General features: G+C 69.2%; 14 protein-coding genes. 8 read left to right on the forward strand and 6 right to left on the reverse strand.

The window, feature by feature from the left end; genetic code table 11:
* Window positions 1–495, reverse strand: a complete 495-nt coding sequence (locus tag ACLIVD_RS28320; protein WP_491931012.1) for a GNAT family N-acetyltransferase — start codon at window positions 493–495, stop codon at window positions 1–3.
* A 119-nt stretch (window positions 496–614) separates the two neighbouring features.
* Here ACLIVD_RS28320 and ACLIVD_RS28325 point away from each other — a divergent pair, with 119 nt between their 5' ends.
* On the forward strand, window positions 615–1,862 hold the full coding sequence (locus tag ACLIVD_RS28325) for a lipase family protein (protein WP_491931013.1): 1,248 nt from the start codon (window positions 615–617) through the stop codon (window positions 1,860–1,862).
* Window positions 1,863–1,865: 3 nt separating this feature from the next.
* On the opposite strand, the gene ACLIVD_RS28330 is transcribed toward ACLIVD_RS28325, so the two are convergent.
* From ACLIVD_RS28330 to ACLIVD_RS28340, 3 genes are read right to left on the reverse strand one after another with little or no spacing between them, the layout of a single operon-like run.
* The gene (locus tag ACLIVD_RS28330; RefSeq protein WP_283331100.1) at window positions 1,866–2,717 is read right to left on the reverse strand and encodes a patatin-like phospholipase family protein; all 852 of its coding nucleotides are present in this window, start codon (window positions 2,715–2,717) and stop codon (window positions 1,866–1,868) included.
* A gap of 17 nt (window positions 2,718–2,734) precedes the next feature.
* Window positions 2,735–4,534: an AMP-dependent synthetase/ligase gene (locus tag ACLIVD_RS28335; protein ID WP_491931014.1), complete on the reverse strand. Its 1,800-nt coding sequence runs from the start codon at window positions 4,532–4,534 to the stop codon at window positions 2,735–2,737.
* Window positions 4,527–5,051 (reverse strand): MarR family winged helix-turn-helix transcriptional regulator, encoded by a 525-nt coding sequence (locus ACLIVD_RS28340; RefSeq protein WP_491931015.1) that lies wholly within the window; start codon window positions 5,049–5,051, stop codon window positions 4,527–4,529. The genes ACLIVD_RS28335 and ACLIVD_RS28340 overlap by 8 nt, the downstream gene beginning before the upstream one ends.
* 190 nt (window positions 5,052–5,241) lie before the next feature.
* Here ACLIVD_RS28340 and ACLIVD_RS28345 point away from each other — a divergent pair, with 190 nt between their 5' ends.
* Window positions 5,242–5,745 carry a GNAT family N-acetyltransferase gene (locus tag ACLIVD_RS28345; protein WP_317568369.1) on the forward strand — a complete coding sequence of 168 codons (504 nt, stop codon included), beginning with the start codon at window positions 5,242–5,244 and terminating at the stop codon, window positions 5,743–5,745.
* Window positions 5,746–5,812: 67 nt separating this feature from the next.
* Window positions 5,813–6,241, forward strand: coding sequence for an antibiotic biosynthesis monooxygenase (locus ACLIVD_RS28350; protein WP_280779974.1), 429 nt, complete (start codon window positions 5,813–5,815; stop codon window positions 6,239–6,241).
* Here ACLIVD_RS28350 and ACLIVD_RS28355 read toward each other — a convergent pair.
* Window positions 6,187–6,702: an SRPBCC family protein gene (locus tag ACLIVD_RS28355; RefSeq protein ID WP_280779973.1), complete on the reverse strand. Its 516-nt coding sequence runs from the start codon at window positions 6,700–6,702 to the stop codon at window positions 6,187–6,189. The genes ACLIVD_RS28350 and ACLIVD_RS28355 overlap by 55 nt on opposite strands.
* A gap of 128 nt (window positions 6,703–6,830) precedes the next feature.
* Between ACLIVD_RS28355 and ACLIVD_RS28360 the strand changes: the two genes are divergently transcribed.
* Genes ACLIVD_RS28360 through ACLIVD_RS28380 form a run of 5 tightly spaced genes read left to right on the forward strand, consistent with a single transcriptional unit; the run spans window position 6,831 to window position 14,053 of the window.
* Complete coding sequence (locus ACLIVD_RS28360) at window positions 6,831–8,159, forward strand: SWIM zinc finger family protein (RefSeq protein WP_491931016.1); 1,329 nt, start codon at window positions 6,831–6,833, stop codon at window positions 8,157–8,159.
* Entirely contained in the window at window positions 8,156–9,631 is a 1,476-nt protein-coding gene (locus ACLIVD_RS28365) for a DUF5691 domain-containing protein (protein ID WP_491931017.1), read from the forward strand. Before ACLIVD_RS28360 ends, ACLIVD_RS28365 begins: the two co-directional genes overlap by 4 nt.
* Window positions 9,628–10,731 (forward strand): ATP-binding protein, encoded by a 1,104-nt coding sequence (locus tag ACLIVD_RS28370; protein ID WP_283331094.1) that lies wholly within the window; start codon window positions 9,628–9,630, stop codon window positions 10,729–10,731. The genes ACLIVD_RS28365 and ACLIVD_RS28370 overlap by 4 nt, the downstream gene beginning before the upstream one ends.
* Window positions 10,728–12,896, forward strand: a complete 2,169-nt coding sequence (locus ACLIVD_RS28375) for a DUF5682 family protein (protein ID WP_491931018.1) — start codon at window positions 10,728–10,730, stop codon at window positions 12,894–12,896. Before ACLIVD_RS28370 ends, ACLIVD_RS28375 begins: the two co-directional genes overlap by 4 nt.
* Entirely contained in the window at window positions 12,893–14,053 is a 1,161-nt protein-coding gene (locus ACLIVD_RS28380) for a VWA domain-containing protein (RefSeq protein WP_283352607.1), read from the forward strand. The genes ACLIVD_RS28375 and ACLIVD_RS28380 overlap by 4 nt, the downstream gene beginning before the upstream one ends.
* A 7-nt stretch (window positions 14,054–14,060) precedes the next feature.
* On the opposite strand, the gene ACLIVD_RS28385 is transcribed toward ACLIVD_RS28380, so the two are convergent.
* Window positions 14,061–14,264 carry a hypothetical protein gene (locus ACLIVD_RS28385; protein WP_005252231.1) on the reverse strand — a complete coding sequence of 68 codons (204 nt, stop codon included), beginning with the start codon at window positions 14,262–14,264 and terminating at the stop codon, window positions 14,061–14,063.
* Between the last annotated feature and the right edge of the window lie 113 nt (window positions 14,265–14,377).

Consider the following 14,377-nt stretch of genomic DNA (forward strand, 5'->3'; position numbering starts at 1 on the left):
TCAGCGCAGGGATTTCTCCATGAGCACGACGCTCGGCCATTCCACGTCGAAGTCCCTGCGACCCACCGGGAAGAATCCCTGCTCCTCGTAGTAGTCGCGTAGCCGGGCGTTGGTTTCGACGCACTCGAGCCGGACGACGGACGCGTCCTCGGAGCGGGCGTGCTCGTCGACCCACCGGAGCAACTGGGCGCCGAGTCCCGCGCTGGCGTGCCGGCGGTCTGTCATGACCCGGGCCACGTAGGCGGCCGGTATGTCGTCCTCGGTCCACACGTCGGGGTCGGACCGCAGCACCCGCAGCGCGCCCACCACGATGCCCGCGAACAGCGCGACACGCCATTCCCCGAACTCGATCTGTTCACGAACGTCGGCGAGCGACACCTCACCCCGGGCGGGTGCGTCGAGTTCCCTGGCCAGGATCCAATCCTCAGCGTCCCAGTGCATCTGAACGATGTCTTCAGCCTGCTCGAGTACTGCCCGCTCCACGGTGACCGCCATGCACACACAGTAACCACCCCGCGACGAAAACAAACCACCGCTGTACCCGTGTCGATCTGCGATGATGTGACTGGAGTTACAGTTACATTCTGGGACAGTTACCTCAGGCGGTGGTAGCGATGAAGCTGTTTCGTGCAGTGGTCCTGATGACACTCTCCACCTGCGCGGCCGCGTTTGTCTGCGTCCATCCCCCACGTGTGTCCGCCCAGCCCCTGGGCACCGAATCCATTCTCCCGTCCCCCATTCCGGACGACGACTTCTTCGCGTGGCCGCCGAACGTCGCGGAGTTCGACGCCGGTGAGATCATCCGCTCGCGGGAAGTGACGCTCCGGGCGTTCCCGAACACGCTGGTGCCGCACCGGGCTCACCAGATCATGGTGCGTTCCAACGATTCCAAGGACCGTCCCGTGCCGGTGACCGCGACGGTCCTGGTGCCGACCGCGGCGTGGACGGCGCCGGAACCGAGACCGGTGGTCGCCTACAACATGCCCATCGACTCCCTGGGCGCCCGGTGCACCCCGTCCTACAAGATGGTGCACGACTGGCAGACCCTGGACCTGGACATCCCACCGGTGCTGTCGCTGTTCCTCGCGAAGAACTACGCGGTGCTCGTGCCCGACCACGAGGGACCGCGGATGGCGTACAGCGCGGGACGAATGGCGGGTCATGCCGTGCTCGACAGCATCCGCGGCATGAAGCGTCTGCCCGGTCTCGGGCTCTCGGACAGTCCGGTCGTCGCGACGGGTTACAGCGGTGGTGCGATCGCCACCGGCTGGGCGGCGCAACTGCAACCGTCGTACGCGCCGGACGTCGAACTCGCCGGCGCCGCCGCGGGCGGCATCCCCGCCGATTTCGGTTTGCTGCGCAGGACGATGAACGGCCAGCTCGGTTCGGGTCTGTACCTGTCCGCCGTCCTCGGGCTCGCCCGCGAGTATCCGGAAATGCTGACACTGGCGAATCCGCTCGGCGTGCTGCTGGCGACGTCCCCACTGAAGGACCAGTGCATCCTGGCCCTCGCACCCGCCGGGATCGCGTTGCTTCCCGCCGAACTGTTCGCGGCCGTACCCGACCCGTTCGGCAATCCCACGGCCCGAACGGTGGTCGCCGAAAACAGGATGGGCGCGCTCACCCCGGCCACGCCGGTGCTGCTGTATCACGGGTCGTCGCGGGTGTTCCTCGGCGACGAATGGATTCCGGAGGAGGGGGTGATCGCGCTGCAGCAGGAGTGGTGCCGCGGCGGCGGCGACGTCACCTACGCCCCGCAGTTCGGCGAGCACCTCACCGCGGCCGTGTTCGCGCTGCCCGAGGTGGTGCGCTGGATCGACGAGCGACTGGCCGGGGTGCCTGCGGCCGCGGGATGCCGCTGACGGTTATCCGTGCACGTGCGGCAACAGCAGATCGGCCTGACCGACCTGGACGACCCGCGCCTCGTCGAGCCACTTCGCGGTCTGCTCCCGTGCCCGCGTGATCAGCTCGTCGGCGTCGCCGAAGTCGGCGGGACTCGTGTCCAGTGGGCACAGCGGGGGCACCACTCGGATGTCGGCGGCACTCTCGTACCGTTCGATGTCGAGGGCGAGCCGCTGATTGATCGCGAGGGTCACACCGAGCAAACCCATGCCCAGGGCACTTCCGGGGACCTTCGAGAGGGTGCACGCATATCCGGTCGGGAGTACCCACACGGTCGTGGCCCCCAATTCGATTGCATGGGAGATGGGCGTGTTGTTGACGACCCCGCCGTCCATCAGCGCCCGGCCGTCGATCACCACGGGTGGGAGGATGCCGGGCAGCGCCGCGCTGGCGGTGACGGCGTCGACGGCCGGCCCCGTGGACAGCCGGACGTCCTTGCCGGTCAGCACGTCGGCGGCGATGACGTGCAGCGGGATCGGCGCGTCCTCCATCCGTTCGAACCGCAGATTCTGCTCCAGCAGCCTCCGGATGGCGCGGTTGGACACCAGATGGTTCCGGAGGCCGACGAAACCGGTGAATCCGGTGAGCAATCCGGTGGGGAACACCGCACTGCGGGTGAGACCACGCCACAGGTCGGCGAGTGCACGCAGATCTGCGTCGGAGGAGCCGCCGGCGAGCCAGGCACCGTTGAGCGCGCCGACGGACGTGCCGACGATGAGGTCCGGCCGAATTCCCCTGCCGATCAGGGTCTGCAACATGCCGACCTCGATGGCACCGAGGCTCGCCCCACCCGACAGAACGAAAGCTGTTGTCACTCCGCCACCGTAACGGGTCAGCCCCGCCGGTACAGGCTCGCGATGTCGTCGGCGAAGCGCTCGGTCACCACGGGACGCTTGATCTTCAGGGTGGCGGTCAGCTCTCCGTCGGCCTCCGTGAGGTCGCGGCCGAGGACGACGAACCGTTTGATCGACTCCGTGTGCGAGACGGTGGTGTTCGCGTCGTCCACCGCGTCCTGCAGGTCCCCGCGCAGCTCCTCGTCGTCGCGCAGGTCCGCCACCGTGGCGTCGGACGGCTTGCCGTGCGCGGACTTCCACTTGTCGAATTCCTGCGGATCGACGGTCAGCAGGGCACCGATGAACGGGCGGCCGTCGCCCACCACGACCGCCTGCGAGACGAGGGTGTGCGAGCGCAGCCGGTCTTCGAGCGGCCCTGGCGACACATTCTTGCCGCCGGCGGTGATCAGCAGATCCTTCTTGCGGCCGGTGATGGTGAGGTAGCCCTCGTCGTCCAGGTCGCCGAGATCGCCGGTGCGGAACCAGCCGTCGTCCAGCACGTCCCGGGTGGCGTGTTCGTTTCGCCAGTAGCCGCCGAACACGACGCCGCCGCGCAGTTCGATCTCACCGTCCGCGGCGATGCGCACGCTGTGGCCGTCCAGGGGCTGACCGACCGTCCCGATCTTCTGGGCGCCGGGGACGTTCACGCAGTGCGCGGCAGTCGATTCGGTGAGACCGTAGCCCTCGTAGACCGGAACTCCCATGCCGCGGAAGAAGTGACCGAGCCTCGGGATGAGGGCCCCGCCACCGGAGATCGCCCACCAGCAGTCGCCGCCCAGGGCGGCACGGAGTTTCGCGTAGACGAGTTTGTCGGCGAGCGCACGCTCTAGCCGGAGTCGCAGCGATGGACCGCCCGTGTCCTGGGCCTCGCTGTACGCCACCGCCGTGGTCTCGGCGAAGTCGAAGATCCGTTTCTGCAGGCCGCCCGCCGACGCCGCCTTGCGCGCCGCACCGTCCCGCACCTTCTCGAACACGCGGGGTACACCGAGAATGGTGTTGGGCCGGAAACGTTCGAATTCGCCCGTGACCGTACCGAAGTCGGACCAGTGTGCCTGCGTCGCGCCGGCCTCGAACATCGCCAGCGACACCGCGCGCGCCAGCACGTGCGCCAGCGGAAGGAACGTCAGGACGCGGTTGCCGGGCCGGGCGACGTCACCGATCGGTGCCGCGAGCAACGCCCGCACCTCCGACAGGAAGTTCCGGTGGGTGAGGGTGCAGCCCTTGGGACGGCCCGTGGTCCCGGACGTGTACACGAGCGAGGCGAGATCGTTGGCGGTCAGCGCCACCACCCGTTTGAACACCTCGGAATCGTCGATCGACAACCCGTCCTTGATGAGCGTGCCCACCGCGTCCTCGTCGATGGTGAGGATGCGCTTCAGCGTGTAGGGGATGCCGTCACCCTCGAAACTCGACGCGTGGGCCGGAGTCTCCACGAGCGCGGCGACCGCCCCTGAATCCTCGATGATCCACCGGATCTGGTCGTGCGAGGACGAGTCGTAGATCGGGACGGACGCGGCGCCGGCCGCCCAGATCGCGTAGTCGAGCAGCGACCATTCGAATCTCGTCGACGACAGCAGTGCCACACGGTCGCCGGGCTGGACACCGTTGGCGATCAAACCCTTCGCGACCCCGATGACAAGCGCGCCGAAGTCCTTGGCCGTCACGTCGACCCACCCACCGGACTCGGGACGTGTGTACATCACCCGATCCGGATGGCTCTCGGCGTGCGCGAACACCCTCAGCACGGCGTTCTCGTGGTCGGAGACGGTGAACGTCGGGGCGCTGGTGTACTCACGCACGGGTGTCGTCTCCGATGCTGTCGTGGTCTGTGTCGCCGCCCTGGCGGAATTTCCGGAGGTGCCGGGCGAACGCGGCGATTTCACTGTCCGACCACGTGGCCACCCGGTCGCGGACTTCCTCCACGCGGCGTGCGTCGGCGCCGGCCAGCACCGCGACGCCGCCGTCGGTGAGGCTCAACGGATGACCGCTGCGGAGCGGTCCCGGCTCGGCGTGCACCCACCCCTCGTCGATGCAGGCTCGGAGTTGACGCGACACCGTGGAGCGGTGCACGCCGAATGCCTCCGAGATCTGGGTGGCCCGGCATCCCGGATTGCGGGCGACGAAGGAGAGCAGCGAATGTTGAGCGAACGTCGGGGATCCGACGGGAGGACGGTCATCGGCAACCAGTTGACGGACGAGGCGGACGAGTTCGTCATGGACGGCCACCACGCCCGACGCGGGCGTTTCCTCCGGCTCGACCTCGTTGTGTTGCACACCGCAACTGTATCCGACCACTCTGGCCTCGACCACCCGCACCCCGATTCCCTTTGTCCTTCGCTCGACTCACGTTCTGCCCATACTGCTATCGATCGTTCGGAAATTCATTCGGCCCGAATCGTCACACGGTCACAATTGGAGAACGCTTTCCGTCCACCGCTACCGGCCGGACAACGGGCGCCGTCAGAAATCCGTTGCGGCCGCGGGCCCGTCGATACACTCTGCCCGCATGCTGATCAGACGCGAGAATCCGGGCGACATCGACGCGGTGGCGGAGGTGCACCGGCAGGCCTTCGACGGCGACACTCCCCTCGAGGTCGGCCTCGTGACCCGATTGAGGTCGGGCGACGCGTGGATTCCGCAGCTGTCCCTCGTCGCCGAACTGGCCGGGTCCGTCGCCGGCCACGTGTGCCTGACCCGCGCGACCGTCGACTCCACGGACGTACTCGCGCTCGGCCCGATCGGCGTGCTCCCCGGCCTCCAGCGCGACGGCGTGGGTTCGGCACTGATGCACGCCGCGCTCGGCGGCGCCGACGCCAGGGACGAACCCCTGGTGGCACTGCTCGGTCACCTCGACTACTACCCGCGGTTCGGCTTCGTCTCCGGAACGTCGGTCGGGATCGAGCCGGACCAGCCCTCGTGGTCGTCCCACTTCCAGGTCCGCCGGCTCGCACGCTGGAATCCGAGCATCACCGGCACGTTCAGGTACGCCGCGCCCTTCTACGACCTGTGACGTCGTATCCGCTGGTAGTTTGAGGTGGCACGTGTCACGGGGGTGAGCGGAACCGAGGTAGGAAACGATGGAGCACGCGGCCGAGGGCGCCGGAACAGCCGGGCCGGTGGATGCGTCCGTCACGACGACCATCGTCCGCCGGGTCCTTCCCGGCTGCGACGAGGAGTTCGCCGACTGGATCCAGACCGGACTCGGACTGGCCCGGCTGTTTCCCGGATTCCTCGGCGGAGGATGGCTGAAGGAGAGCAGCACCTCCGATGTCTGCGTGATCGTGCTGAAGTTCGAAACCCAAGCCGCGCTGGACAACTGGTTGACATCGTCGCTGCGGAACGGATGGCTGAGGACCGGCGGGAACATCGCGGTCGAGGAGCCGGACGAGCCGGCATCCGACGTGGAGAGCCTGTTCGAACGCCCTCGACGCCGGACCGTCGCCGGCCACGGTCAGGCGGACTCCCCGGGGATCTGCGCACCCGACGGCATCCCCTCCCCCAAATAGGTCTGATAAAACGGGCGCCAGTCCGCGGACGCATCTCCACGGTGACCGGGCGCGTCGGAGCCGTCGAGGTGCCGGTCGAGGTCGGCGAGGCAGACACTCCACCCGGCGGCGTTCCTGGCTGCCGTGTTGCGGACCTCGAGAACGTTGACGAGCGTCAGGGCGCACCCGTCCGCGGTCGGCTCGACCTCGAAGTGGATCTCGTCCCCGCCCCACGTGAACGCCAGCGTGCACGGGGCGCCGTAGACGAGGACCGTCCCCGTCTCGGGGTCGCTGTGCGGTTCCGGGAGGAACTCGATGTCGCCGCCGGCGTAGGTGTCGAGGCGGACCCGTGACGGAAACCAGTGCGCCAGCTCGTCCGGCTCCGACACGGCCTCCCACAGCCTCTGGACGGGGAACGGGTACGTGCACCGGAACCGCACGGCGGGACGACCCTTGAACTCGAAATACCTTCCGTGGATCACCGGCCCACTCCCTCGCTGTCGTACCTGACGACAGCTTGACACGGGAGACCGACGTCCACACCGAAGTTGGCCGACAATTCCGAGCACCCTCCTCCCTTCCTGTCGGACAACTCCCCTACGGTGGCGGAGTGACGTCGCCTTGGTCGGAGGGACAGGTCGCATCGGTCGCCCCCGATGCCGGCTCGCTCGCTGCCGCCGCAAAGCTGTCGGCCGCGTGGTCGGAGACGGGCAGCAACGGTGGCGCGCTCTGGGGTCTGTGCCAGGGCAGCGGCAAGAGCCCCTATCGATCGGTCGTCGATCTCTCCGGGCCGGCGTACAACTGCTCGTGCCCGAGCCGGAAATTTCCCTGCAAACACACGCTCGGATTGTTGCTGATCTGGTCGCACGGCCGGGTCCCGGAGCGGTCCGAGCCGCCGCCGTTCGCGGCGGACTGGCTGAGCCGCAGAGCGGGGCGGGCAGCCGCGCCGGCGGCTGCCGCCACCACGACGGCCGGTGCGAAGGCCACCGAACGCCGGACCGAGCGGGTGACGGCGGGCCTCGACGAACTCGACCTGTGGCTCACCGACCAGATCCGCGGCGGGCTCGGCGCAGCCGACATCTCGGCATCCGCGTTCGACGCCATCGCCGCCCGCATGGTCGACGCGCAGGCGCCCGGCGTCGCGTCCGCCCTGCGTCGCCTGCCGATCGTCGTGGCCACCCGCGCCGACTGGCCGGACCGGCTGCTCCGCGAGTACGCCAGGCTGCACCTCCTCGTCGTCGCCCATCGCCGTCTGAGCGAACTACCGGAACCACTGCAGGCGTCGGTGCGCTCGCACGTGGGGTACCCCGTGGCAACCGACAGCGTGCGCGGCGAGCCGGGAGTCCGTGACCGGTGGATGGTCCTGGGAATGCAGACCACCGAGGAGAAGCGCCTCTTCACCCGCAAGGTGTGGCTGATCGGCCGCAACCACGGTCGCCGCGCGATCCTCCTGGACTTCGCGCACGGCTCCGCGAACTTCTCGACAGTGGTCCCGCCGCTCGGTTCGCTCGTCGACGCCACCGTGCACTTCTACCCCGGCGCCGCGCCGCTGCGCGCCCAGTTCGGCGACGCCCACGAGACCCCCGAACCATTCACCACCGTCGCTCCGAGCGACATCGACACCGCTCTCGACCACTTCGCCGCCGCGGTCGGGGCCGACCCGTGGGTCCGCTCGTGGCCGGCGCTGCTCACCGGCGTCACCCCGGCAATCGACGACGGGCACTGGTTTCTCGTCGACGCGGAGGGGCGCGCGCTGCCGCTGTCCGGCGAAGACCCGGTCCTGTGGCGGCTCCTCGGAATGTCCGGCGGCCGTCCCGTCACCGTGTTCGGGGAGTGGACCAGCGAATCGCTGGTTCCCGTCTCGGTGTTCGATCGCGGCGACGTGTACCCGCTCGGGCCCGGCACGCCCTCGCCCGCGGCGGCGGGGAGCCGGCGATGAGCGAACTCCTGTCCGCCGCCCTGCTCGGCACGGCACGGTCCACCCCCTCGTTCGAGGATCTGGCCACCGGCGAACTGACGCAAGCGGTCAGCGGTGATCCGGCGGAGACCCTGCTGGGCGCCGCCGCGCTCGAGAACGCATACCGCGACGGCGGGGTCGCCGCCTCCGCGCGCGTGCTGCCCGCCCCCGCCGAGGACGATCCGCGGCTGCAGTTGCCGCCCGCGTCCGCGTCGCACCTGATGCAGTTGCTCGCAGCCAAGTCGTGGACGCTCACCGAGTGGTTCGCGGTCGTGACCGAGCGGAATTACCGCGCGCCGGATCATCTCGTCGCCGACCTGATGGCCGTGGCCCGCACCAACGACGCCCACCGCGAGAGCATCCTCCGACTGGTGGGCCCCCGCGGCCAGTGGCTCGCCGCGCAGAACCCGGACTGGTCGATGCTGGTCCGCCGATCCGATCGCACCGACGTGTGGACGCACGGCGCACACCAGGAACGACTGCAATGGCTCACGGCGATGCGGGCGGTGAACCCGGCGATCGCGATGACCGAACTGAGCCACACCTGGGATTCCGAACGGGGCGAGCACCGGGCGGCGTTCATCGCCGTTCTGGGAACGGGGCTGAGTGATGCCGACTCCGCATTGCTCGAGCACGCACTCGACGACCGGCGGAAAGAGGTGCGCCAGCAGGCGGTCCAGTTGCTGCGCCAGCTGCCGAACTCCGCATACGCCGAGCGGATGGCCGCTCGCGCCCGGGCATGGGTGCGCGTGGAGAAGAAGCCGCTGCGCACCCGTCTCGTGGTGAACATGCCCGGCTCCCTGGACGATTCGGCCCGTCGCGACGGCATCGAGGACGTCCATTTCAAGAACAAGGGAATCCGCAGCTGGTGGTTGCGGATGGTGGTCACCGCCGCCCCCTTGTCGGTGTGGGAAGGCATGATCGGCTCCGCCTCCACCGCGTTGGAGATTCGGATCGAAGACCAGTGGCGGGAGGTGATGATGGAGGCGTGGACCACCGCGACCGTGCTGCAGCGCAATCCGCGCTGGGCGTCGGCTCTGCTGCACCGGGAGGGACGGACAACCGAACGTCGCGTCGTGCCGATCGTCCCCGCCCGCGAACGCCTCGCATACATCCTGTCGGGTCGCGCCGACTCCTACCTGCTGGGCGTCGACGGCGCCGCCCTGTTCGACGGCCTTCCCCACCCCTGGCCGCTCGACCTCGCCGAGCGGGTGATCGCTCGCCTCGAGGACGTCGCCGGGCGGCACGCCGAGACCGGCAAGGACCTGGGGCAGTTCTCCCGGCACAGCCACTACTCGACCCTCCGCAGCGCCGAGACGCATTTCCCGTTCGCTGCGGCGCCGCTCCTCCGCGCAGCAGCCGAACGCACCCGTGATCCCGGCTGGCACCAGGCATTCGCCACCGTCGCCACCAACATCGACCACCGCAGAACAGTCCTGAAGGAGCTCGAGTGACCGAGATCGCGGCCGCCCAGGCCGACCTGCTACGACCCCACGCCGAGCAGGCCTACGCCGACGAACTCGCCGCCCTCGCCGCGCACGACACCCGGCCCCGGCCACCGTCGTGGAAATTGTCTCCGTGGGCGGTCGTGACGTACCTGCTCGGCGGCGAACTCGACGACGGCACCGTCATCACCCCCAAGTACGTCGGTCCCCGCCGACTCATCGAAGTGGCCGTCGCGACGCTCGCGACCGACCGCGCGCTGCTTCTGCTCGGCGTCCCCGGCACCGCCAAGACGTGGGTGTCCGAACACCTGTCGGCGGCGGTCTCCGGCGAGTCGACCCTGCTCGTCCAGGGAACCTCGGGGACGCCGGAGGAGGCCATCCGGTACGGCTGGAACTACGCGCGGCTTCTCGCCGAGGGCCCGACAGCGGGTGCACTCGTTCCGTCCCCCGTCATGACGGCCATGCAGGGCGGGCGGATCGCACGGGTCGAGGAACTCACCCGCATTCCCGCCGATGTGCAGGACGCGCTCATCACCGTGCTGTCGGAGAAGACGCTGCCCATCCCCGAACTGGGCACCGAGGTGCAGGCCGCCAAGGGTTTCAACTTGATCGCCACCGCGAACGACCGCGACCGCGGGGTCAACGAACTGTCCTCCGCGCTGCGCAGACGGTTCAACACGGTGGTCCTGCCGCTGCCCGCCGACGAGGAGGACGAAGTCGCCATCGTCGCGCGGCGCGTCGAGCAACTCGGGTCCTCGCTGGAACTGCCGGAGATTCCTGCGACCGTCGACGAGATCCGGCGCGTGGTCACCGTGTTCCGCGAACTCCGGTCGGGCGTCACCGGCGACGGCCGTACCAAGCTGAAGTCGCCGTCCGGAACGCTGTCCACGGCGGAGGCGATCTCCGTCGTCACCAACGGACTCGCCCTCGCCGCGCACTTCGGCGACGGGGTGCTCCGCCCGTCCGACGTCGCCGCCGGCATTCTCGGGTCCGTGCTGAAGGACCCGGTGGCCGACAAGGTCGTGTGGATCGAATACCTCGAGGCCGTGGTCCGCGAACGGGAGGACTGGGCCGACTTCTACCGGGCGTGCCGCGAGGTCACGGGGTGAACTCCGACGTCCGTGTCTTCGGCATCCGCCACCACGGGCCCGGTTCGGCACGATCGGTGCGGCGCGCGCTCGACGAATTCGTCCCCGACGCCGTCCTGATCGAAGGGCCCGCGGACGCCGATCCGCTGGTCGCGTTGACCGCCTCCGACACCATGGAACCTCCGGTGGCCCTGCTCGCGTATGCCACCGGGGAGCCCCGGACGGCGGCGTTCTGGCCGTTCGCCGTGTTCTCCCCGGAGTGGCAGGCGCTGTCGTGGGCGGCCGGGCGCGGCGTCGACGTCCGCTTCTGCGACCTTCCCGCCGCCAATACCCTCGCCGCAGACGACTCCGAGCCCCGTACCGAGGATCCGCTGACCCAGTTGGCCGCCGCGGCGGGCTACGACGACACCGAACGCTGGTGGGACGCCGTCATCGAATCGGGTTCGGGTCCCGACTCGTTCGACGCGATCACCGAGGCCATGACCGCGCTGCGGGACACCGTCGAACTCGACGAGCCCACCAGCAGGCGCGAGGCGTACATGCGCCAGACGCTGCGGAAGGTGATCAAGGGCGGCGCGCAACGGATCGCGGTGGTGTGCGGCGCGTGGCACGCCCCGGCACTCGCCGGTCCTCTCGGCCCGGCCACCGCGGACGCGCGAATCCTCAAGGGAATCCCCAAGATCAAGACCTCGCTCACGTGGGTGCCGTGGACGCATTCACGACTGTCCGCGGCATCGGGGTACGGCGCCGGGATCGCCTCCCCCGGCTGGTATCACCACCTGTTCACCGCACCGGACCGGACGATCACCCGCTGGCTCACGAAGGTCGCGCGGGTGCTGCGGGACGAGGACCTTCCGGTATCGAGTGCGCATGTCATCGAATCCGTCCGTCTCGCAGACACGTTGGCTGCAATGCGTGCGCGGCCGCTGGCCGGTCTCTCCGAGGTCACCGAGGCCACCCGCGCCGTGATGTGCGACGGCGACGACGTCCTGCTCGACCTCATCACACGGCGACTCGTCGTCGGCGAGGCACTCGGCGCCGTCCCGGAGAACACCCCGACGGTTCCCCTCGACGCCGACCTGCGGGCGCGGGCGAAGACGCTGCGCCTCAAGCAGCAGGCCACCGAGAAGACCATCGACCTCGACCTGCGCCGAGACAACGACGTCGCGCGGTCCCGGCTCCTGCACCGCCTGCAGATCCTCGGTGTCGACTGGGGCACGCCGGCCGACAGTGACATCCGCGGCACCGGCACATTCCGTGAGACGTGGTCCCTCACCTGGAAACCCGAACTGGCGGTGTCGATCATCGAGGCGTCGCTGTGGGGCACCACCGTCGAGGCCGCGGCGACAGCGAAGGTGCGTGAGGAGGCGTCGGCCGGTGACGTCTCGCTCGCCCAGCTCACCGGGCTGCTCGAGCAGGCCCTCCTGTCGGATCTCGGCGATGCGCTGGCCGAACTGCTGCGGGCACTGGAGACGGCGGCCACACTCGACCACGACGTGATGCACCTGATGGATGCCCTGCCCGCGCTCACCCGCACCTTGCGATACGGGGACGTCCGCGGCACCGACGTCTCGTCCCTCACCCGCGTCACCGACAGCCTGCTCGTCCGCATCTGCGCCGGACTGCCCACCGCGATATCGGGTCTGGACGACGACAGCGCACTCGACCTGCGCCGCGCCGTCGATGACGTCCACGCGGCGGTGATGCTGCGCGACGACGATCGTGCGTCGGCGCGATGGCTCGGCACACTCGCAGGCCTCGTCGACCGCAGCGACGTGAACGGCCTCGTGATCGGGCGCATGGTCCGATTGCTCCGCGACGCAGGCACCGTCAGCGAAACCGAGTCCGCCACCCGACTGTCGCGGGCGCTGTCCGTCGGCGCCGATCCCTCCGCCAAGGCGGGGTGGGTCGACGGCTTCCTCGGCGGCGGTGGGCTGCTGCTGGTCCACGACCGGCAACTGCTGCAACTGCTCGACGGATGGGTATCGGGGCTGCGCCAGCAGGACTTCGTCGACGTACTGCCACTGCTGCGGCGCACGTTCGGCGGGTTCGAAACCGGGGAACGCCGGGCGATCGGGCAGTCCGTGGAGGGCGGGTCCACCGCCGATGCCCGCGCCGAGGTCGACGCTCGTCGGGGCACGATCGCGATCCGGACCGTCGCGGACATTCTGGGGGTGACGTCGTGACCGAAGACGCGGAGCGGCTACGCCGCTGGCGGCTGCTGCTGGGCAACGCCGCCGAGGAATCCACCGGCGGTCTCGCGTCCAAGGCGGACGCGGCGATGGACGGCGCTCTGGCCGCCCTGTACGACACCAGCAGCGAAGGGACGAAGAGCCGCCGTCGCGGCGCGGGTCTCGGCGGATCGGCGCCGAAGGTCGCGCGCTGGCTCGGCGACATCCGCACCTACTTCCCGAGCAGCGTCGTGCAGGTGATGCAGAAGGACGCCATCGACCGGCTCGGCCTCACCCAGCTGCTCCTCGAACCCGAACTGCTCGACGCCGTCGAACCGGACGTCCACCTCGTCGGCACGCTGCTGAGCCTGAACCGGGTTATGCCCGAGACCAGCAAGGCCACCGCCCGGATGGTCGTCGAGAAGGTGGTCCGGGAGGTGGAGGAACGGATCGCGCAGAAGACCAGGACCGCCGTCACCGGTGCCCTGAACCGGTCGGCCCGCATCACCAACCCCAAGTACCGCGACATCGACTGGAATCGCACGATCCGCGCCAACCTCGCGCACTACCTCCCCGAGTACAAGACGGTGGTGCCGGAGCGGCTGCTGGGATACGGCCGCCGATCGCAGGCCGTGCACCGCGACGTCGTCCTCGCCATCGACCAGTCCGGGTCGATGGCGTCGAGCGTCGTGTACGCGTCCGTGTTCGGCGCGGTCCTCGCCTCGATGCGCGCGCTGAAGACGTCGCTGGTCGTGTTCGACACGGCGGTCGTCGACCTCACCGACAAGCTGTCCGATCCCGTCGACGTGCTGTTCGGCACGCAACTCGGCGGCGGCACCGACATCAACCGGGCCATCGCCTACAGCCAGTCACTGATCGACAGACCGACCGAATCGCTGTTCGTGCTGATCTCGGACCTGTACGAGGGCGGGATCCGCGCGGAGATGCTGCGGCGGATGGCGGCGATGACGAACGCGGGCGTCCAGGTGGTTGTTCTGCTGGCACTGTCCGACGACGGCGCCCCGTCGTTCGATCACGACAACGCCGCGGCCCTCGGGGTGCTCGGCATTCCCGCATTCGCCTGCACCCCGGACAAGTTCCCGGAACTGCTGGCGCTCGCACTCGAACGCGGCGACATCGGCAGGTGGGCGGACGGTCTTCAGACGGAGTGACCGCGGGTCAGCCGGCAGCCATCCGGCGGTCGCTGTGCAGTTCGGGGTGCGCGTCGGCGCGGATCCTGAGCAGGACCAGTCCGGAGACCGAGGCGACGATCAGCGATGCGACCGTCCAGGGAACGTGCAGTTCGGAGATCCCGACTCCCGCACCGACGAGTCCCACGAAAAGCAGGCTCCACATGATCGCTTTGACTGGACCGGACCCCATGGCAATGCTCCTTCACCGAGATTACGTACATCCCCCGTGAGTTCTGGTGTGCGCGCAGAACGTTAGCCGCGTCACACTGGGGTCCCTGTGCGACACGTCGTAAACGCTCTTTC

This window comes from Rhodococcus sp. G6(2025) (assembly GCF_058628105.1).

What these genes read in the sequence shown, in the direction of transcription:
- ACLIVD_RS28320 (WP_491931012.1), bottom strand. Translation starts at nt 495, where the DNA reads ATGGCGGTCACCGTGGAGCGGGCAGTACTCGAGCAGGCTGAAGACATC.
- ACLIVD_RS28325 (WP_491931013.1), top strand. Translation starts at nt 615, where the DNA reads ATGAAGCTGTTTCGTGCAGTGGTCCTGATGACACTCTCCACCTGCGCG.
- ACLIVD_RS28345 (WP_317568369.1), top strand. Translation starts at nt 5,242, where the DNA reads ATGCTGATCAGACGCGAGAATCCGGGCGACATCGACGCGGTGGCGGAG.
- ACLIVD_RS28350 (WP_280779974.1), top strand. Translation starts at nt 5,813, where the DNA reads ATGGAGCACGCGGCCGAGGGCGCCGGAACAGCCGGGCCGGTGGATGCG.
- ACLIVD_RS28365 (WP_491931017.1), top strand. Translation starts at nt 8,156, where the DNA reads ATGAGCGAACTCCTGTCCGCCGCCCTGCTCGGCACGGCACGGTCCACC.
- ACLIVD_RS28385 (WP_005252231.1), bottom strand. Translation starts at nt 14,264, where the DNA reads ATGGGGTCCGGTCCAGTCAAAGCGATCATGTGGAGCCTGCTTTTCGTG.